Annotated in this window: 16 protein-coding genes; 15 read left to right on the forward strand and 1 reads right to left on the reverse strand. The window is 45.1% G+C overall.

What is annotated here, in order from left to right:
* Window positions 1–52: 52 nt before the first annotated feature.
* From gltB to BLW29_RS31540, 3 genes are all read left to right on the forward strand, one after another.
* The gene (gene gltB, locus BLW29_RS24355; protein ID WP_090984521.1) at window positions 53–4,657 is read left to right on the forward strand and encodes a glutamate synthase large subunit; all 4,605 of its coding nucleotides are present in this window, start codon (window positions 53–55) and stop codon (window positions 4,655–4,657) included.
* 184 nt (window positions 4,658–4,841) lie between these two features.
* Window positions 4,842–7,673 carry a right-handed parallel beta-helix repeat-containing protein gene (locus tag BLW29_RS31535; protein ID WP_177186807.1) on the forward strand — a complete coding sequence of 944 codons (2,832 nt, stop codon included), beginning with the start codon at window positions 4,842–4,844 and terminating at the stop codon, window positions 7,671–7,673.
* 344 nt (window positions 7,674–8,017) lie between these two features.
* A complete protein-coding gene (locus BLW29_RS31540; RefSeq protein WP_177186808.1) occupies window positions 8,018–8,161 on the forward strand; it encodes a hypothetical protein in 144 nt (47 codons plus the stop codon).
* A 57-nt stretch (window positions 8,162–8,218) separates the two neighbouring features.
* On the opposite strand, the gene BLW29_RS24365 is transcribed toward BLW29_RS31540, so the two are convergent.
* Window positions 8,219–8,587, reverse strand: a complete 369-nt coding sequence (locus BLW29_RS24365; RefSeq protein ID WP_090984523.1) for a helix-turn-helix domain-containing protein — start codon at window positions 8,585–8,587, stop codon at window positions 8,219–8,221.
* Window positions 8,588–8,868: 281 nt separating this feature from the next.
* Between BLW29_RS24365 and BLW29_RS24370 the strand changes: the two genes are divergently transcribed.
* The 12 genes from BLW29_RS24370 (at window position 8,869) to BLW29_RS24425 (ending at window position 20,953) form a co-directional block, all read left to right on the forward strand.
* Window positions 8,869–9,618, forward strand: coding sequence for a YveK family protein (locus BLW29_RS24370; protein WP_090984525.1), 750 nt, complete (start codon window positions 8,869–8,871; stop codon window positions 9,616–9,618).
* On the forward strand, window positions 9,599–10,288 hold the full coding sequence (locus BLW29_RS24375) for a CpsD/CapB family tyrosine-protein kinase (protein WP_090984527.1): 690 nt from the start codon (window positions 9,599–9,601) through the stop codon (window positions 10,286–10,288). Before BLW29_RS24370 ends, BLW29_RS24375 begins: the two co-directional genes overlap by 20 nt.
* A 265-nt stretch (window positions 10,289–10,553) precedes the next feature.
* Window positions 10,554–11,444 carry a UTP--glucose-1-phosphate uridylyltransferase GalU gene (galU, locus tag BLW29_RS24380; RefSeq protein WP_090984529.1) on the forward strand — a complete coding sequence of 297 codons (891 nt, stop codon included), beginning with the start codon at window positions 10,554–10,556 and terminating at the stop codon, window positions 11,442–11,444.
* Window positions 11,445–11,459: 15 nt separating this feature from the next.
* The gene (locus tag BLW29_RS24385) at window positions 11,460–12,158 is read left to right on the forward strand and encodes a sugar transferase (protein WP_090984531.1); all 699 of its coding nucleotides are present in this window, start codon (window positions 11,460–11,462) and stop codon (window positions 12,156–12,158) included.
* Between the two features lie 19 nt (window positions 12,159–12,177).
* Entirely contained in the window at window positions 12,178–13,116 is a 939-nt protein-coding gene (locus BLW29_RS24390; RefSeq protein WP_090984533.1) for a GDP-L-fucose synthase family protein, read from the forward strand.
* Between the two features lie 24 nt (window positions 13,117–13,140).
* Window positions 13,141–14,136 carry a GDP-mannose 4,6-dehydratase gene (gmd, locus tag BLW29_RS24395; protein ID WP_090984535.1) on the forward strand — a complete coding sequence of 332 codons (996 nt, stop codon included), beginning with the start codon at window positions 13,141–13,143 and terminating at the stop codon, window positions 14,134–14,136.
* Window positions 14,137–14,215: 79 nt separating this feature from the next.
* A complete protein-coding gene (locus BLW29_RS24400; protein ID WP_218147132.1) occupies window positions 14,216–14,977 on the forward strand; it encodes a WecB/TagA/CpsF family glycosyltransferase in 762 nt (253 codons plus the stop codon).
* A gap of 4 nt (window positions 14,978–14,981) precedes the next feature.
* The gene (locus BLW29_RS24405) at window positions 14,982–16,091 is read left to right on the forward strand and encodes a glycosyltransferase family 4 protein (protein ID WP_218147133.1); all 1,110 of its coding nucleotides are present in this window, start codon (window positions 14,982–14,984) and stop codon (window positions 16,089–16,091) included.
* Window positions 16,088–17,293 (forward strand): glycosyltransferase, encoded by a 1,206-nt coding sequence (locus BLW29_RS24410; RefSeq protein ID WP_090984538.1) that lies wholly within the window; start codon window positions 16,088–16,090, stop codon window positions 17,291–17,293. Before BLW29_RS24405 ends, BLW29_RS24410 begins: the two co-directional genes overlap by 4 nt.
* Before the next feature lie 41 nt (window positions 17,294–17,334).
* A complete protein-coding gene (locus tag BLW29_RS24415; RefSeq protein ID WP_090984540.1) occupies window positions 17,335–18,429 on the forward strand; it encodes a glycosyltransferase in 1,095 nt (364 codons plus the stop codon).
* Between the two features lie 2 nt (window positions 18,430–18,431).
* A complete protein-coding gene (locus tag BLW29_RS24420) occupies window positions 18,432–19,739 on the forward strand; it encodes a hypothetical protein (protein WP_143044456.1) in 1,308 nt (435 codons plus the stop codon).
* 50 nt (window positions 19,740–19,789) lie between these two features.
* Window positions 19,790–20,953: a glycosyltransferase gene (locus tag BLW29_RS24425; RefSeq protein WP_090984543.1), complete on the forward strand. Its 1,164-nt coding sequence runs from the start codon at window positions 19,790–19,792 to the stop codon at window positions 20,951–20,953.
* The last annotated feature ends 42 nt before the right edge of the window (window positions 20,954–20,995 follow it).

Here is a 20,995-nt window from a genome sequence, read left to right on the forward strand (position 1 = left end):
AATCCATTCCATCCGTTTATTTAAAAATTTCTCATAGAAAGGTTGCATCCAAGTGAAAGAGAACCGTTTAGGATTGCCGCCGAAGCAAGGTCTATACGATCCGCAATTTGAGAAAGACGCCTGCGGAATGGGCTTTGTGGCTAACATCAAGGGAATTAAATCACACACAATTATTCAGCAGGCGCTGACGGTGCTCGAGAACATGGAGCATCGCGGCGGTCAGGGCAGCGAGCCTAACACAGGAGACGGAGCAGGGATTTTATTGCAAATCCCGCATGGCTTCTTCTCTCGTGAACTCAGAGAGCTCGGTGTCGAACTGCCTGCAAGCGGCGAATATGCCGTAGGTATGCTGTTCCTGTCACAAGACGAGAACATTCGCGTGAAGCATGAGCGTGAGCTCGAAGCGATCATTCGTGAGGAAGGCCAGACGCTGCTTGGCTGGCGTACCGTTCCTACGAATGATGAGAAGTTGGGCCACTCGGCGAAATCGGTTAAACCGTATGTTCGTCAAGTGTTCATTGGCCGCAGCGCTGAGCTTCAAGATGAGCTTGCTTTCGAACGCAAGATTTATGTCATTCGCAAGCGCGCGGAAATCGCGATTCGCTATTCCGGCGCAGAAGGCGCAGACAGCTTCTATTTCTCCAGCATGTCCAGCAAGAAAATCGTGTACAAAGGGATGCTCACGACAGAGCAGGTTCGCTCGTTCTATGTTGAGCTTAACGACGAAGCGATGGAAACAGCTATCGCGCTTGTTCACTCCCGTTTCTCCACGAACACGTTCCCGAGCTGGGAGCGCGCGCATCCATACCGTTATCTTATTCATAACGGCGAGATCAACACGCTTCGCGGTAACGTGAACTGGATGCATGCTCGTCAAACGATGGTTGCTTCGGAGCTATTCGGCGACGATCTGGACAAAATCAAACCGATTATCAATCCGGACGGATCGGATACGGCGATGTTCGACAACACGCTTGAATTCCTTTACCTATCCGGTCGCTCTTTGCCGCATGCGGCGATGATGATGGTTCCGGAGCCTTGGTCCAACCACGAAGGCATGAGTGACGAGAAGAAAGCCTTCTACGAATACCACAGCTGTTTGATGGAGCCGTGGGACGGACCAGCAGCGATGGCATTTACGGATGGCACGCAAATCGGAGCCATTCTTGACCGTAACGGTCTTCGTCCTGCCCGTTATTATGTAACGAAGGATGACGTTATCATTCTCGGCTCTGAAGCTGGTACCGTTCCAATCGATCCTGAGAACATCCTTTATAAAGACCGTCTTCGCCCAGGTCGTATGCTGCTTGTCGATACCAAAGAAGGCCGCATCGTATCGGATGAAGAGGTTAAAGCTCAAATCGCAGCGGAGAACCCTTACCGCGAGTGGCTTGATGAGCATCTTATCGGTCTTGACGAGCTTCCTGATGCTCCTGAGCTTCCGGAACCGGATCATGAAACCGTTGAGAATCGTCAACAAGCATTCGGCTATACGTTCGAAGATCTGCGTAAAGTACTTGAGCCAATGGCAGGCAGCGGCGTAGAGCCAATCGCTTCCATGGGTTATGATGCGCCGCTTGCGATTCTGTCTGAGCGTCCGCAGCGTTTGTTCAACTACTTTAAACAAATGTTCGCACAAGTTACGAATCCGCCAATCGACGCGATTCGCGAAGAAATTATTACAGCTACAGGCACAACGCTGGGTCCTGAGCGAAATCTGCTCCTTGCCGAGCCTGAAAGCTGCCGTCATATTAAATTAGCTTCTCCTGTATTATCGAACGAAGAGTTCGCGAAACTGCGCCATGTGCGCCGTCCTGGGTTCAAATCCATTACGCTGCCTACGCTGTTTAATGCGGCAGAAGGCGAAGCTGGCTTGCGTTTTGCGATTAAGCAAATGTGCGAAGCGGCTGACCGCGTAATTGGCAAAGGCCATAATATTCTTATTCTGTCTGACCGCGGCGTAGACCGCGAGAATGCGGCGATTCCGTCGCTGCTCGCTGTATCTTCTCTGCATCACCATTTGATTCGCGAAGGTACGCGTACACGTGTCAGCATTTTGCTGGAATCCGGCGAGCCGCGCGAAGTGCACCACTTTGCATTGCTGCTCGGTTATGGCGTAAGCGCCGTGAATCCTTACCTTGCTTTCGAAACGCTCGACGATATGATTCGTCAAGGTCTGCTCAGAGGCGTAACGCATGAGAAAGCCGTTAAGAACTTCATTAAAGCGGCTACGAAAGGCGTCGTAAAGATTCTATCCAAAATGGGTATCTCCACGATCCAATCGTACCGTGGCGCACAAATTTTTGAAGCAGTCGGCTTGAAGGAAGAGCTCGTTGATGAGTACTTCACTTGGACGACTACACGTATTGGCGGTATTGGTCTCGACGTAATCGCAGAAGAGACGCTGAAGCATCATAACCGTGCTTTCGCAGAGCAAGAAGGCCGCGTGAAGGAGCTTGACTCCGGCGGCGAATATCAATGGCGTAAAGACGGCGAAGACCACTTGTTCAGCCCGCAGACGATTCATACGCTGCAGATGGCTTCCCGTTCGAATGACTATAAGCTCTACAAGAAATTCTCCGCGCTTGTTCAAGGCGAAGACAAGAAACATCTGACACTGCGTTCGTTGCTTGATTTCAACTACGATGCAGCTCCGGTTTCGATTGACGAAGTCGAATCCGTTGAATCCATCGTGAAACGCTTCAAGACCGGTGCGATGTCCTATGGTTCAATCAGTAAAGAAGCGCATGAAGCACTCGCTATTGCGATGAACCGCATCGGCGGCCGATCCAATACTGGCGAGGGCGGCGAAGATCCGGCGCGTTATATTCCGGATGCTAACGGCGATTCCCGCCGCAGTGCGATCAAGCAAGTGGCTTCCGGCCGTTTCGGCGTAACGAGCAACTACTTGATTAATGCCGACGAAATTCAAATTAAAATGGCGCAAGGCGCGAAGCCGGGTGAAGGCGGCCAGCTTCCTGGACGTAAGGTTTATCCTTGGGTTGCAGAAGTTCGTGGTTCCACTCCTGGCGTAGGACTCATCTCCCCGCCTCCGCATCACGATATCTATTCCATTGAGGACTTGGCTGAGCTTATCCATGATTTGAAGAACGCCAACCCTCGTGCACGCATTAACGTGAAGCTCGTATCCGAAGCAGGCGTAGGAACAATTGCTGCCGGCGTTGCCAAAGGCCGCGCAGATGTTATCCTCGTCAGCGGCTACGATGGCGGAACAGGCGCTTCGCCGCTGGCATCGATCCGTCATGCCGGTATGCCGTGGGAGCTTGGACTTGCTGAAACGCACCAAACGCTGATGATCAACAACCTGCGTGACCGCGTAGTCGTTGAGACAGACGGCAAAATCATGAACGGCCGCGACCTTGCCATTGCAGCTCTTCTTGGCGCCGAAGAATACGGCTTCTCGACTGCACCGCTTGTCGTACTTGGCTGCATCATGATGCGTGTCTGCCAATTGGATACTTGTCCGGTTGGTGTTGCTACGCAAAACCCTGAGCTTCGTGCGAAGTTCATGGGCGATCCGAGCCACGTAGCGAACTACATGCTGTTCGTTGCGCAAGAACTGCGCGAAATTATGGCAGAGCTTGGCTTCCGTACGATTCAAGAAATGGTCGGCCGTGTAGATCGTTTGCAAACGAAGGATCTTATTGAGCACTACAAGCTCAAAGGCATCGACCTTAGACCGCTTCTGCACCAGATGGAAGTTCCGCAGGATGCGGCACGCTACTGTACGCAGGAGCAGGATCATAAACTGCACGAATCGCTGGATATGCAGCAATTGCTGCCGCTCGCATTGCCTGCGATCGAAACCGGTGAGCAAGTTCGCGCAACATTGCCGATCACGAACATCAACCGCGTAGTTGGTACGATTGTAGGTAGTGAAGTGACTCGCAAGTACGGCGCGAAAGGATTGCCTGATGATACGATTTCGTTCCACTTTGTCGGCTCCGCCGGTCAAAGCTTCGGCGCATTCGTACCGAAAGGCATCACGCTTTCCTTGGAAGGCGACTCCAATGACTATGTCGGTAAAGGACTTTCCGGCGGTAAAGTGATTGTAGCTCCATCCAAGAAAGCAACATTCAAGGCAGAAGAGAATGTCATTATCGGCAACACGGCTTTCTACGGCGCGACAAACGGTGAAGCTTACATCCGCGGTATCGCGGGTGAGCGTTTCGCAGTTCGTAACTCCGGCGTGAAGGTAGTCGTTGAAGGTGTTGGCGACCACGGCTGTGAGTATATGACAGGCGGCCGCGTCGTAATTCTCGGAGGCACAGGCCGTAACTTCGCAGCCGGTATGTCCGGCGGTGTCGCTTACGTCCTCGATGAAGCAGGCGATTTCTACAAACACTGCAACATCGAAATGGTTCTTCTGGAGCGCGTAGAGGATCCACGCGATTCCGAAGAGCTGGAAGGTATGATCAAACGCCATGTGGAATACACGGGCAGCGCGATCGGCGATCGTCTACTCTCCGATTGGGAGAAATCCAAGACGAAATTCATCAAAATCATTCCGAAAGATTACAAGCGGATGCTGGAACAAATCGAGAAGATGGAACAAACCGGCCTAGCCGGCGACGAAGCCCTTCTTGCGGCATTTGAAGCCAACATGAAAGAGCTTGCTCGAGTAGGCGGTAACTAAGTTTTATATGAAGAGACCGATAACGGGATATCCCGTTATCGGTCTTTTTTTGCGTATGGGCAACGTGTACAATGCCGCTGTACAAGTTGAACACAAGCCCGTCAATCGCTCAGTACAGATGCTCTCGTTCTCGCATATGATACGTTGATAGTTTTATTCAAATCTAATAGAGGAGGTAGATAAAATGGGAGTAACTCAGATCTATGCGGGCCCTACACTTCCGGATGAAGGATTGCAGCAGTTTGATGTTTTTATGGACGGTATCATGCCAACCTATCTGCAAACGCTTCTAGCAGCGAATAAGGACGTAGATTTGTTAATGGTAGCAATGGAACAATTCTCAGATGTCTATGTAGCAGCTGGAACGCCGGGAACACCTGAGAATGCCGCTTATTTACGACTTTCAAATAACGTTGCTCCGCCAAGTGAGGACGGAGACATGCTGAAATCGGTCTATGATGTGAATAAGGACGGTATTGTTGACCTAGCGGCTAAGCTGCAGGTAGCCAGAACCATTGCATTAACAGGTGATGTGACAGGAAGCGCAGCTTTTGACGGATCTGCGAACACCTCCATTCAATCGACCATCCCAATTGCGACACCAAGTGCGAAGGGTCTATTCAGTGCCGAAGATAAAACAAAGCTCGATGGAGTAGCTGCCGGGGCAAATAATTACACGCATCCTGCAACTCACCCTGCAACCATGATTACCGAAGATACGGGACATCGCTTCGTTTCGGATACGGAGAAAGCAGCCTGGAATACCGTAAAAGGGGATATGATGCGCTCTGTTTATGATACGGATAATGACGGCGTCGTCGATCAAGCAGAGAAGCTGCAAACGGCAAGAACGATCGCAATCAACGGGGATGTAACCGGTACGACGACCTTCGACGGTTCCGCCAATGTTACGATTAACGCAGCTATACCTACTGCAACACCGAACGTTAAGGGACTTTTAAGTGCAGCAGATAAATCAAAGCTGGATGGAGTAGCAACCGGGGCGAACAACTACACCCATCCTGCCACTCATCCTGCAACCATGATTACCGAAGATACGGATCATCGCTTCGTTACGGATACGGAGAAAGCAGCTTGGAATACCGTAAAAGGGGATATGATGCGTTCCGTTTATGATACGGACAATGACGGCGTCGTCGATCAAGCTGAGAAGCTGCAAGCAGCACGGACGATCGCCATTAACGGAGATGTAACAGGTTCGACTACTTTTGACGGTTCTACCAATGTCACGATCAATGCAACCATTCCAACCGTTACGCCAAATGCAAAAGGGCTAATGCCCGCATCGGATAAATCAAAATTAGACGGTGTTGCGGTCGGAGCAAATAACTATACGCATCCAGCCACACATCCAGCGACGATGATAACAGAAGACACCACGCACCGATTTGTAACCGATGCGGAGAAAGCAGCTTGGTCCAATACTTCAGCAGACGGTGGCATGCGCGGGAATGTACTCAACTATGGTGCCAAAGGTGATGGCGCAACCGATGATACAGCTGCGTTTCAAGCTTGTTTGGATGCTAATAATTTCGCTTATATTCCAACAGGCGTGTATAAGATAAAGACAGTCTATGTGAACAGAGGAGCTACCGTTCGCGGTGAAGGATTCAATTCCGTCATCCAACCTTATACAGGTGCTACAGGTTCTTTGTTTTCCATTAAAGGCGACTATGTCACCTTCGAGAAATTTTATATTCATGGTTTAGGGATGAATATTCACGGTTTTGCGGACTTTGACGGAGCTCGTACCGACTGGTATGAAAGGTATCATTTTAACGATCTTGTTACTTATAATATAGGTGGTAATACATTTCATTTAACAGGTCGCGGACTCGATTATATCTTTGATACGTGTTTTATTGATAATTCCGGCGGGTATGGGTTATATGGTCGCAATTTATCGGATAGTCTGATGACCAATTGTAATATCGGCAGCTCAGGTAAAGCGGGTGTTTCAATTGATGGAGGCAATTTCCGCTTTGTTGGAACAAAAATCTATATGAATGGCCGAAACGCGCCGGGATATGCAGGCTTAGAGGCAAGCAATACCCTGGGCGTAAACTTATCGGGCTGTGAAATTCAGCAGAATGTTTATGACGGCATCCTGTTTACGAACGTTGTTGGTTCTTCCATTATGGCGACTGTACTGGACAGTAACAACAAAGTCGGTCTAACCGGATCATATGCACAATTAAGATTAATCAATTCATCGTTTAATAAAATTGATGCGACAATGATCGATGGTCGATTTACAAGTTTTGATCCTCCATATAATACCCCGGGTCTTAACGGCATTGTGCAAGATGATAAATGCTGCTACAACAAATTCGACATTAATTACTATCCATACGAACTTGTTTACTCCAATAAAGCAAAACATGTCACAACGCCGTTCACAGCGACAGTTAATGACATTTCGTCTATTTTCAAAGTAAATAATATGGACTATTTCAACTTTCCTTCGACATCTGTCGTTGTTGGAACGAACGCCACTATCGGAACGGGTGCTAATCAAGGCAGCAGTGCAAACTTTGTTATCGCTGCTTCGTCCGTCAATGGCGGTACGCAGGTTAACCTTACCCAAACTGCAAGTAAGACTTTAGCGGCTAATGGGGAATTTTATTTCAATAGAGTAGCACTCACTATGGCAGGGTTTACAGGGGCAAACAGTCCGGCAGGCAAGAGCAGGGTGTTCATTGCCTATGATTCGAAGGTGCTCGAAACGGTTCCTGGAGGACTCAGTGTGTTTATCAACATTTCCGAATCCAGCACAGCGCATCCAACGCCTGTTACAACAGGCCAAGTCCGCATTATTAATGTGAATAAGAACTCACAATGGATGCCTATTGCCGCTTATAAGCCTTTGAGCTATTCAAGAGAGGCTGGATTCGCCGTCAATTTGGAAATCAATATTAGTTGCAATCAGACAACAACGTTAGCGGCTGCTGACATCGTTGCATCCATTCGCAACATTCGAGTTGGATTTTATTAAACGGATGGAATAAAAAGGGAATATTGTAGTGATTCACTGTAGGCCACTTTTCTCAAAAGAGTGGTCTATTTTTTGTTTGTAAACGAATGTTAACAATTCTATCATAAGTTAATAAAATGTACGGATAATCGACAAAAAAAGATTTTAAATGTGAGAAAGGTCCCACAACCTTCGACATCCTTTTTGGATGAGGTTGGATATAATTAGTGAAGACAAGTAGAACCAGATGTAGAGAGATAAATAATAACGGGCGAGGTTCATGTAGTTGAAGTAACCAGAGTTGCAGCTAAGTTCGAGCGGAAGGCGTTAGATTCATTATAAATAGAGGGAGTCGGAGCCGAGGTATGAGAAAAATTGAAGATCAAAGCAAAGATGCGCATTTATCTAAGGGAACGATTGAGTTGGATGTACTCACTATTATGGAGCAGCTTGGTATTGATCTTTCCAAATGGCCTTCAGATTTACCTCCACTACAAAGAAATAAATAAGCGGACAATAAAAACCATAGTCGATACGGACTATGGTTTTACTATTTAATAGAAGAACTATTTCATATTTCTCTCTGCTCGAACGAAAGCGACGAAACGTCTTGTTTCTTCCGGTGATAATTTCTTTCCATCGATAGCCAGCGCAAGTCTGCTTAGCAAATCTTCTTCGGAGAGCTCCAGCTGGTCAACAAATTCACGAACAGGCTCGTCCAATGTGATATGAGGCACATTCGTTCTTCCGACAAGGTAGTCGACAGAAACTTTGAATAAATCGGCAAACTTAGATAGTGTTTCCGTATCCGGTTCTCGGCGGTTTTTCTCATAATGGGATAAGGCTGCGCGTGAGATTCCAAGTAATCCCGCTGTCTGTTCTTGTGTCCAACCCCGATCATCCCTCAGTTTGGCAATACGGTCACCAATATTCATATTTCTCCTCCTAACAGGCTATAACTCCATATTAATACGAAACGCTTACAAATGCATTCATTGCTACGAAATGTCACATTGTATCTGAAAGCATGAAAAAACTATTGACATGCTACGATTCGTATCGTAAAGTAAATCATGAAAAGAGATACAAATTGTATCAATCAACTGGTATTATTCATTACCCAGAGAAGCACCGATTATACCTGCTGACATTCACAATACTCCAATTTTTTCTCTATAAAATGATATTTCTAAATTATTTAACTGGAGGTATTTAAGTGGAACTGAAGGATTATTTGAAGATCATTCGCAAGAGGCTCCTCCTTATCTCAGCAATCGTAATGGTGACTTGTGTGTTAATCGGGGTTAAAACCTACCTTTACACAGACCTGGTATATCAAGCTACTGCGAAACTGATTGTGAGTCAATCCTTTGAAGTTGGCGGCACAAGAACAATAGACTGGGATGTCATTCAATCTAATATCAGGCTTATAAGCTCTTATAAAGAAATCATCAATTCGTCAGCCATCTTAAACAAAGTAGTGAGTAACTATCCTGATTTAAAAGCTTCACCCGGCGAGCTAAGCTCCTTGTTGGAAGTTAGTGCAGCGAGTGATTCACAGGTCATGAATATACGCGCAACAGACATTTCTTATGAACGGGCAGCCCATATCGTGAATGCCGTTGCTACAGTCTTCAAGAATGAAATCCCGTCCATTATGAAGGTGGATAACGTTACCATTTTGTCAGAAGCGAATCCAAACTCAGATGGATCTTCAATTAATAAAAGCCCTATTTTCTACATCGCCTTGAGCTTTATCGTATCTCTAATGCTGGCGATCGGCTTTGTCTTCTTGCTCGATTACTTGGATGACACAATCAAGAGTGAAGATGATGTTCTCCAATCGCTCGAGCTGCCGGTACTGTCAAATATTACGAAGATCAGTAAATCAGATTTGAATCCCCGAAAGACGCGTATATCCGAAAAAAAAGTAGGTGAAGGCACATATGTCACAGCAAGACAATAAGCAGCGCCATCTCATTTCGGCTATTAATCCGATGTCTCCAATCTCTGAAGCGTATCGCACCTTGCGTACGAATATACAATTCTCTGCAATTGATCAACCCATGAAAGTGCTTATGGTTGCCTCTGCTAGTGAAGGAGAGGGCAAGACAACTACGATTACGAATCTTGCCGTGACTTACGCACAAGAAGGGAAGAGAGTGCTTCTCGTTGATACGGATCTGCGGAGACCTACCTTACATCATATATTTCAACTAACGAATCGATCGGGGTTTACCAGTGCCATTCTGAATCAGCAAGTACTTGCGGATGTTATTAAGGAGACGAGTGTAGAAAATCTCTTCGTCCTCACATCCGGGCCTATTCCGCCTAATCCTTCTGAAATATTGGGGTCGCAGCGCATGCATACACTGGTCGATGAGCTGAAGAGCATGTTCGATGTCATTCTCTTTGATACGCCGCCGGTTCTTCCAGTAGCTGATAGCCTTATTGTTACTTCCTATTGCGACGGAATCATCCTTGTCATTCATGCAGGCAAAGTGAAGAAAGAGCTTCTAAAGAAAGCGAAAGCCAGCTTGGAGCATGCCAAATCCCGCATATTAGGTGTCGTTCTCAATAATAATGAGCGCTCTAAGCATGATGGACAATATTACTATTATTACGGTAGAAAATAAATGTTTGCGGCAAGTGAACATTCCATAGGTGATGTCTACTGGACCTGTATCACACGTAGGCACTCGATCATGCTGTGGGCTGGCTTGCCAGCCTTAGACGTTCATCGTCAAGGGTGTGATGTGAGGCAGGGTTTAATGCCCTCAAATACTGCGGCCATAAACGGCTAAAAAAACGAGCTATGTTTTTAATGCAAATAAAGGTATAGCTGGTTTTTTTAACAGCAGCATATTCCTTAAGAAATTAGAATAATAGGGGTGGATGATGATGAAACAGGTTAGAAAAGCGATCATTCCAGCTGCAGGTTTAGGGACGCGATTCTTACCAGCAACGAAGGCTATGCCCAAAGAGATGCTTCCGATTGTAGACAAACCTACCATTCAATACATCGTGGAAGAAGCAATAGCCTCCGGGATCGAAGATATTATTATCGTTACGGGCAAAGGGAAGCGTGCAATCGAGGACCACTTCGACATTGCTTTCGAGCTGGAATCCAGCTTGATGGAGAAAGGGAAGATGGAGCTGCTCGGGGAAGTGCGCAAATCATCAAGTGTCGATATTCATTATATCCGGCAGAAAGAACCGAAAGGTTTGGGACATGCGGTATGGTGTGCTCGTAAGTTCATCGGGAATGAACCATTTGCCGTGCTCTTAGGAGACGATATCGTAGTTGCCGACATGCCATGCACCAAACAGTTGATCGCACAATATGAGCAAGTACAACGGTCCGTAATTGGTGTTCAAGCTATTTCCATTGAAATGACTGAGCGTTATGGGGTAGTTGACCCTCTAGAGGCTTATGGCAAGCTCTATTCTGTCAATCGTTTTGTAGAGAAACCCAAGTTAGGTACTGCGCCTTCTAATTTGGCTATTATGGGCAGATACATTCTAACACCTGAAATCTTTGATTTTCTAGAGAATCAAGAAGTCGGAGCAGGTGGAGAAATTCAACTGACGGATGCCATTCAGCGGTTAAATGAATTTCAAGGTGTTTATGCCTATGATTTTGATGGCAAACGTTATGATGTTGGTGAGAAACTTGGTTTTATTACGACAATGATTGATTTTGCACTGCTCAATAATGAATTACGTCTTCCTCTACTTACAGCGCTTGAAGAGACACTTGAACATGAACGTTTGAAGAAATATAAAATGTAGGACAGGTGGGAAAGAATGAGTTTATCCACACAGCGCAATGATGGGGATGTCGTGCTCAAAGCCAAGCTTTCTGCTTCAATGCAATCGAGAGAGAGAGTAAGAGGTCTTGTTCAGTACCTGATGCTGAAACGAGCAATTGATATTGTTTGTGCAGCTATCGGGCTGATCTGCTTAATTCCTTTGTTCATTATCGTAGCGATTATAATCAAAGTGGAGGACCCGCGTGGTCCTATTTTTTTTCATCAGGTTCGGATCGGCAAAAATGAAAAACCGTTTCGCATGTATAAGTTCCGCTCGATGGTATCCAATGCAGAAGTCTTGCTTGATGAGCTATTAAGTCAGAACGAAATTCATGGAGCCATGTTCAAGATGAAAGAAGATCCCCGTGTTACAAGAGTCGGGAGGTTCATCAGAAAAACCAGTATCGATGAACTGCCGCAGCTATGGAATGTCATTAAAGGCGAAATGTCCATTGTCGGCCCCAGGCCACCTTTACCCAGAGAAGTAGCGGAATATACGAGTTATGACAAATTACGACTCAAAGCAATGCCCGGTTGCACCGGTTTGTGGCAGATCAGCGGCAGAAACGGCTTAAGCTTCGGTGAGATGGTGGAGTTAGATCTGGCCTACATCGAACAAAGAAGCATTTACTTCGATATCAAAATTATGTGCAAGACCGTAAAAGTAATCGTTGGCAGGAAAGATGCCTTTTAACTTGATTCGAGGTGCAAATATGGATAAGAGCTCGACGATATACGTTGCCGGCCATAGAGGTTTGGTAGGTTCGGCAATTCTAAGGGAATTAGAGAGAAGAGGGTACGAGAATTTAATTTACCGATCCAGTAAAGAGCTGGATTTAAGGAAGTTTGATCAAGTTCAGGACTTCTTCCAGAATCATCACATTGACTATGTGTTTCTGGCTGCGGCTAAAGTAGGCGGTATCGTGGCGAACAATGATTTTCCGGCAGATTTCATTCGTGATAACTTACTGATTCAAACGAATGTGATCGATTCCGCTTATCGTGCCAACGTGAAGAAACTCATGTTTCTGGGCTCCACATGCATTTACCCGAAGTTTGCACCGCAGCCGCTTAAGGAAGAATATCTGTTGACCGGTGAGCTTGAGCCTACCAATCAACCATACGCCGTTGCCAAAATTGCCGGGATTAGTATGTGTCAGTCCTATAACCGTCAATATGGAACACAATTCATCTCCGTAATGCCTACCAATATGTATGGGCCAAATGATAACTTCGATTTGAAGACTTCACATGTATTACCTGCACTTATCCGGAAGTTTCATGAAGCTAAAGCAGCTAATGCCGATCACGTTGAGGTATGGGGAACAGGACAGCCGAGACGTGAGTTTCTACACTCGGATGATCTGGCAGAAGCGTGCCTATTTCTAATGGAACAATATGCGGATAGTGAAATCGTGAATGTCGGCGTAGGCGATGATATTTCCATTCGAGAGTTGGCGGAATTAATCAAGCGAATAGTGGGCTATCAAGGAGAGATACGATTCAATACCTCGTTGCCGGATGGAACACCAAGGAAATTGGTTGATGTTACGAAGATCAACCGTCTAGGCTGGAAGGCTAGAATCTCCTTGGAGGACGGCGTTAGATCCGCATACATGGCATTCCAAAATGACTGTTTAGTTAACCAATAAAAAAGATCAAGTGGAGGAAAACATATGCAAAAGCGTGCTCTAATTACGGGTATTACCGGTCAAGATGGATCCTATCTGGCAGAACTCCTGCTTGATAAAGGCTATGAGGTCTATGGGTTGAGAAGAAGGACCAGTACGCCTAATTACGAGAATGTGAGCCACATTAAAGATCAGATCAAATGGATTTCAGGAGACCTGACAGATCTCGCCTCCCTTATTGAGGCAGTCAAAGCTTCTGACCCGGATGAAGTTTATAATCTGGCAGCTCAATCCTTTGTGGCGGCTTCTTGGCCACAGCCTTTACTGACGGGCCAAATCACGGCATTATCTGTCACGAATATGCTGGAGGCCGTAAGGATTATTAAGCCTACTGCGAGATTCTACCAAGCATCGAGCAGTGAAATGTATGGAAAAGTAGTGGAAACACCGCAGAAGGAAACAACACCATTCTATCCACGCAGTCCATATGGGGTAGCTAAGGTGTATGGGCATTGGATTACAGTCAACTATCGGGAAAGCTTTCAAATGTTTGCTTGCTCCGGCATTTTATTTAATCATGAGTCGCCTCGCCGCGGACAAGAGTTTGTTACACGTAAAGTAACAGATGCGGTTGCCAGAATTAAGCTGGGTCTGCAAAAAGAGCTTAGAATGGGCAATCTCGATTCGTTGCGCGATTGGGGTTTTGCAGGGGATTATGTGAAAGCGATGTGGCTGATGCTCCAACAGGATGAGCCAGAAGATTATGTAATTTCAACAGGTGAAATGCACACTGTTAAAGAGCTTCTTGAAGTGGCATTTTCCTATGTGGGATTAAATTATGAGGATTATGTAGTCATAGATCAAGAATTTGTGCGCCCTGCCGAAGTGGATTTGTTGCTCGGAGATTGCACAAAGGCGAAGGAAAAACTAGGCTGGGAATTAAAGGTTGGATTCCATCAGCTGATTCAGATGATGGTAGATGAAGATTTGAAGCGAGTCAGAGCTGAGGATTCTTACAATCAGCTCATGCTGGCGCACTGAGTTTCTACATATAATATCAAATTCATGAGCAGAGAAGGGCATCCCAAAGATGCCCTTTTTCGTTGTGAGGAGGTATCTCGTGATTATTCGCACAGTTGATAAGTCGAAGATCCCTACATGCAACATTCTAGGGGTGAATGTAGCTGCAATTAATATGAAGTGGCTGCTTGACTATTTGAATGAGAATATCGAGAAATTAGCCGGTGACTATATTTGTGTTTCCAACGTTCATACTACCGTAATCAGCTATGAAGAGCCGGAGTATCGGGCTGTTCAGAATGGCGGTATTTTGGCCATTCCAGACGGGGGTCCACTATCTAGCATTGGCAGAAAACGCGGATATGAGAACATGGCCAGGACGACCGGTCCTAGTCTTATGGAGGAAGTTTTTCAGGTTTCGGTAGAGAAAGGGTACCGCCACTTCTTCTATGGTTCTACTGAAGAAACGTTAAACAAGCTGCATACCAAGCTGAAGGATAGTCATGCAGGCATTGAAATCGCCGGGCTATACAGTCCTCCGTTCCGACCGATGACAGATGAAGAGGATAAAGCCATTGTTGAGCTGATCAATGCAAGTAAACCTGATTTTATATGGGTTGGGCTCGGGGCACCGAAGCAGGAAAAGTGGATGGCAGCTCATCAGGGCAAGGTGAACGGTTTGATGATCGGCATTGGAGCCGGATTTGATTATTATGCAGCGAATATAGCACGTGCTCCTGAATGGATGCAGAACCATAATTTAGAATGGCTGTACAGGCTGATACAGGATCCCAAACGGTTGTTTAAGAGGTATTTTCATACGAACACGAGGTTTATATGGCTTGTAGCGAGAGGGAAATGAATCTATGGCTAAGCATCCTAAAATCTGTATGATTGTTCAACATCCCTTGGTCAAAGGTGGAATCGCTGCAGTCGTAGGCGGGTACCGTGGGTCTATATTGGAGAATGACTATCAAGTCAGATATGTTGAATCTTATATGGACGGGGACAAATACAGAAAGCTCTTCAAAGCCATTGCGGGATACGTTGATTTTCTCCGTGTGCTTCTGATGGAGAAACCAGAGCTTGTCCATATTCATTCTTCATTCGGACCGAGTTTCTATCGGAAGCTGCCGTTTATCTACATGGCCTCCTGGTTTAAGGTCCCTATTATCAATCATTGTCACGGTGCGGATTTCGATTCCTTCTATATAAACGCGAGTCCCGGGAAGAAGAAGCTTGTTCAAAAAGCATATAACAAATGTACGACCATGCTTGCCCTTTCTACGGAATGGAAAGAACGGCTTAGTACGATCGTGCAGCATGAGAGAATTGAAGTCATTGAGAATTATAGCAGAATCCATGAAGATGCCATACAAGAGAGAGCAAACCGAAGCAGCAATCATCAGATTCTCTTCTTAGGTGAAATTGGACAGCGAAAGGGCTGTTACGACATCCCGGCTGTTGTGGAGCGGGTCGCTCGCAAATTTCCAAGTGTGAAATTTGTACTCGGCGGCAGCGGAGATATTGAATCGGTAAGGCATGCGTTATTCGAAAGAGGCGTGGAACAGCATGTGCTCTTCCCTGGCTGGGTAAGAGGCGAAGACAAAGATCGGCTGCTCCGTGAGAGCGACATCTTCTTTCTTCCTTCCTACAACGAAGGGATGCCAATGGCTATCTTAGATGCAATGGGCTATGGGATGCCAGTTGTAAGCACCTGCGTAGGCGGCGTTCCCAAAATCGTTCATGATGGGAAGAACGGTTATGCTTGTAAGCCCGGGGATGTAGAGAAGCTCAGCGATGCTTTAATAAAGATGCTCCAGAATGAAGAGCTCTGCAGGCAATACGGAGATTCCAGTGTGAATATCGTGAGGCAAGGCTACTCCTTTGAAGGGCACATAAACCGATTAACTCGTTTATATCAATACGTATTGACCGCAAACAAAAATAATCAAGTAGGGGTTTTAAGCGAATGAAAAAGGTTCTCTTTGTCATCCCAACATTAACAACCGGCGGAGCAGAAAAGAGCTTAGTCAATCTCTTAAATCTGTTTGATTATTCAACGTACCGCGTAGATCTGCTGTTATTTAAACAAGAGGGCATTTTCATCAAACAGGTGCCCAAAGAGGTTAACATTCTACCCATACCGAACACGTTGAAATATGCGTTTAAGGCGCTCGATGCAGATGGCATGAAACAATTGTCATCTTTGAATTCTAATATTAGAAGGTATTTAGGTGTCTTTTTGACGCGAGTCAAATATAAAAGCAACCGAAATTTGGGATCTCAGATTCGCTGGAACCTGTTATTTAAGCAAGCGATTAAGGAACTGCCCGGCGATTATGACGTAGCCATTTCGTATATGCATGGTGAAGCAATGTACTACGTCGCGGATAAGGTGCATGCCAAGAAAAAAATGATTTGGGTGCACAACGATTACAACGCTGAGGGCTTCAATAAAGAGTTGGATCGGCCGTATGTTGCGAAATTCGATAAAATCGTCTCCATCTCTGATGAGTGTGTAAATATATTCTGTGATAGCTTTCCTGATGCCGCGGCTCGAACCGTTTACATCCCCAATCTCACATCATCATCTTTGATCAAGCAAATGGCGAGGGAGTTCCAACCGGTTGAGTATGTGGAGGCCAGGCGAAGTGATCCTGATAAGGTGATCCTGCTTTCCATTGGCAGGCTTGTCACTCAAAAAGGATTTGATGTGGCCATTCAGGCGGCAAAAGTCATGCAGGATCAGAACATCAATTTTATCTGGTACATTATCGGCCAAGGTGAGCTTAGAGAGAAGCTGCAGAAGCAAATTATTGAAGCTCATGTTGAGCAGCGATTCATCTTATTGGGGATTAGGGAGAATCCATATCCCTACTACTATCATTGTAATATTTTCGTGCAGCCCTCTCGATACGAAGGGAAGTCCGTTGCGCTGGATGAAGCTAAAATTCTGGCGAAACCGATCATTGTTTCGAATTATGATACCGTGAAGGATCAAATTATTGAGGATGCAGAAGGTATCATTGTCCCGCTGGAGCCGGATCAAATCGCGCAAGCCGTTATAAACTTAATAAATGATCCCCGCAAGAGTAAGCAGCTTAGTGAGTATTTAATTAAGCATGAGTATGGCAATGAAGAGCTAATCGAAATGTATTATAGGCATATCGGCTAAGCGCGCTGGAAGTTGAATTTTGCTTGAAGGGGATTAGTGATATGGCTGTTGACAAGTATTTATTTGTAACGAATTCTCTTTCTTCCGGAGGCGCGGAGCGTGTGGTCTCCATATTAGCAAGCGGTATTGCTGAGAGAGGGTACGAAGTTCATTTAATCCTGTATGAACGGGTACAGCATGAATATCCGATATCTGACAAAGTACATATTCATCTACTGCCTAAAAATAAGGGTGAAAGCCGAATCAAGTATTTTGCGAAAAAACTCGCAGCCATGAGACGGACGATACGCGAAGTCGACCCCCACATCATCATTCCCTTCTTGCCGGATCAAGTGAACCACTTCTTTGTTGCATCGCGATTTATGAATATTCCTTTCGTTTCTACGGTTAGAAATAACCCGTTTCAATATCCGGATTCGAAACGAAAGAGAGCCGTTGGTAAGATCGTTGCGTTGTGTTCAACCGGTATAATGCTTCAAACGGAAGAACAAGCCGGCTTTTTTCCGAAATTTGCAAAGCGTAAAACGCTTGTGGTTCCGAATCCGGTTAGCAATGAATTAATCGATTCTCATTATCCGAAGCGGGACTCCATTCAGGAAATAGCTACATTCGGGAGATTGAATACCCAGAAGAACCAGGAGCTGTTAATCGAGGCTTTTGCAGTGGCTTATGAAACTAATCCGACCTTACGATTGAGCTTGTACGGGGCGGGTGAAGAAGCAGATAATTTGAAGGATTTGGTGAAGAAGCGGGGCATTCAGGATGCTGTAACGTTTAGAGGAAGAGTATCGAACGTCGCTGAAGCGCTGGTATCTACCGATCTGTTTGTTTTATCGTCAAACTATGAAGGGATGCCGAACGCCTTAATGGAAGCGATGGCTGTCGGCTTGCCGTGTATCTCCACGGATTGCCCGACTGGCCCCAGCGACTTAATTAACAACATGTCAGACGGTATTCTGGTGAGGCGTAATAACGTCAGCGAGCTGGCAGCAGCAATTAATTATTGTGTGACGAATCCGGCATTTTGCAATGAAGCAGGGAAAGCAGCCAAGAAAAAAATGAAAGAAGAATATCAAGTAGATATCATTATCGATAAATTTATTAGAGAAATAAACGGGATAAAAGGGTGCTCATGAACATGAAGCCAAACGAGATGAAAGTGGATTTAATCGGTATTCTCTTTACCGGCATTATTGTGCTGATGCTCATTCAATTAATTGTTCCGGGCGTTACGGGGACTTGGGTGAGAGAGGCCAATTCTAAGGCTTTTACGTATATACACCACTATTCAAACCTTACATCCTTATGCTGCACTTTGGGGAGTTATTTACTTTATCTGTTATTGTTTATTTGCATCTGGAGTAATCAGAAGAAGGGAAAAGCACTATTATTTGTATATATAAGCACCCTCGTATTTATTGTTTGGGGTTTTTATGCCATCTACGAAACGAATGTCCAAGAAGTTCTTCTGGATGATGTTTCTATCAATATTATTCTTATTCCTTTATTGTATTTGCTAGGGTATGAGAAGGCCATATTCAATAGTGTAAAAAGAATGATTCCATACATTGTTATCCTGATGGTTGCTTTGATTTTGTGGAGCAGCTTAACTTTTGTATTCCAGTATGGGTTCTCAGCGGAAACAAGAACATCGCCAAGTAAGGAAATGTTTTCAATTGTGATTAGTGCCTATTGGTGCTACGCACTGGGCATGCCCGAAAGTAAAAAGCACCATCGAACATTTAAGTTAGTGCTAGGGATTTGTTTATTAATTTGTGCTTTTCTTATTCAATCCCGAGGCTGGATGGTTCAATGCATCTTGCTTTTGTATACGATGTTAGCCTACAGCGCTGGTAAGAATGCTTTACTCCGGAAAATTGTTGCCGCCTTTAGCGTGGTGCTCGTCTTCCTCTTAATTATCATTCTGCTGCCTAGTGTTACGGAGGGTTTATTTAACCGGATGGGTGAGGATACGCGATCCGGTCAGTACGAGACTTTCTTCTCGCAAGTAGATGCAGCCAGTTTGCTATGGGGAAATGGACAGCATGGAAGTTATACCTTTCTTGGGAATACAAACTATCGATACTTTGATAATCAATTTATCTATATCATGTTTCATTATGGCATTGTGCCGGTGCTTTGTTTATTTGGTGTGATCGGTGGCTTATTTAGAAAAATAAACAAGGATCGGTTAACGCTTGAGGAACAAGCCTATATTATCGGATGTCGGTTTATGAGTTTTTTCTATTTGGCAGCATTAGGCGGCTTGTCCGTCTATTTTAAATTTGGTTGGAATCTTAGTACATTATTCGTGCTTATTTTTATTGGTCGCGGAGTTTCATTGATGAGCGAAGCTAAGGAGCGTAAGCGCTATAGCGAGCCAAGAACAAGGACCCCGGTGATTAAAGGTGCGGTATATGACGGGATTGCGATTAAAAATGGTTGAAAATAATTCCTAAATAGAGAGAACAATAGGATAACTAGTGGAGGACTGCAATGAATAAACGAATCTTTCTTTTTGGTTTTTTAAACTACCCTCGCGGATCGGCAGCAGCTAATTACACTCAGTATTTAAGCTATGCATTGAAGGAGGCGAATTACGATGTTTACGTGATTAGCAATATTAATGAAGAGTTTACGCTTCAAGAGCAAGAGGGTTTCATGTCCTATAAAACAATTAAGATCATTCCATTTCAAATATCTAAGAAAAGAATATTACGCCGCTTAGAATTTGACTATGGGAAGGGGCGTATCTTAGTCAATATATTGAAGAGGCATCATTTGACGAGTGAAGATATTGTACTGTTATATTCTCCGGACTTATACGTGCATCGAGAAGTTTTAAAGTACAAGGAGAAAATTGGATTCAAGACTGCATGCGTGGCAACAGAGTGGTTTCCTGCCAGCGCATTTAAGTCAAGGCGCGAAGGGAAAGCTTATAGTACTTATTACGATCGATTTCTCCCCCGACATGACTTGCTTTTTCCCATCTCAAGTTATATCCAAAACTATTTGATTGAGAAAAACTGTAATACGATGCGCTTGCCGATTATGGCCGATGTACGCGAACATCCCATCGGAACGAAGTCGTTTGATAAGATTAAATTTGTTTTTCCAGGCAATGGGCTCATGAAGGATTCCATCGAAGTGATCCTAAAAAGTTTTAGCCGGTTGACCTCGCAACAAAAGAAACGTACTGAATTGCATTTGTGCGGAGTCAAGGAGGAGCAAATTATAGGATTATTGACTCCGGAAGAATATGAGAACCTAAGAGATATCATCGTCATCCACAAATGGATGAAATACAAAGAGTTGATTACATTGTATCAGGCGATGCATTTCCTGGTGCTGGCTAGGGAAGAGAACCAAATGACGCTGGCTAACTTTCCAAGTAAAGTACCGGAAGTCATGTGTTATGGTGTAGTACCGATCGTGTCGCGCGTTGGAGATTATACGAAATATTATCTGGAGGATAATGTGAATAGTTTAATCTTTGATGGCTGCAATATCGAAGTGTGTTACGAGAAAGTAAGTCAAGCACTTACAATGACACCGGATGAAATCGTGGAGCTATCAACGAATGCAAGGGAATGCGCCGAAAATAAATTCGATTACCGTAATTGGGTTGGGAAGATTCAACATGCGCTTGTAAATATTTAACTAACAGCTTCAAAACGATCTCGTCATCATCGTATGACGGGT

Source organism: Paenibacillus sp. CF384, from assembly GCF_900106745.1.
In the GTDB taxonomy this organism is placed as follows: Bacteria; Bacillota; Bacilli; order Paenibacillales; family Paenibacillaceae; genus Paenibacillus_Z.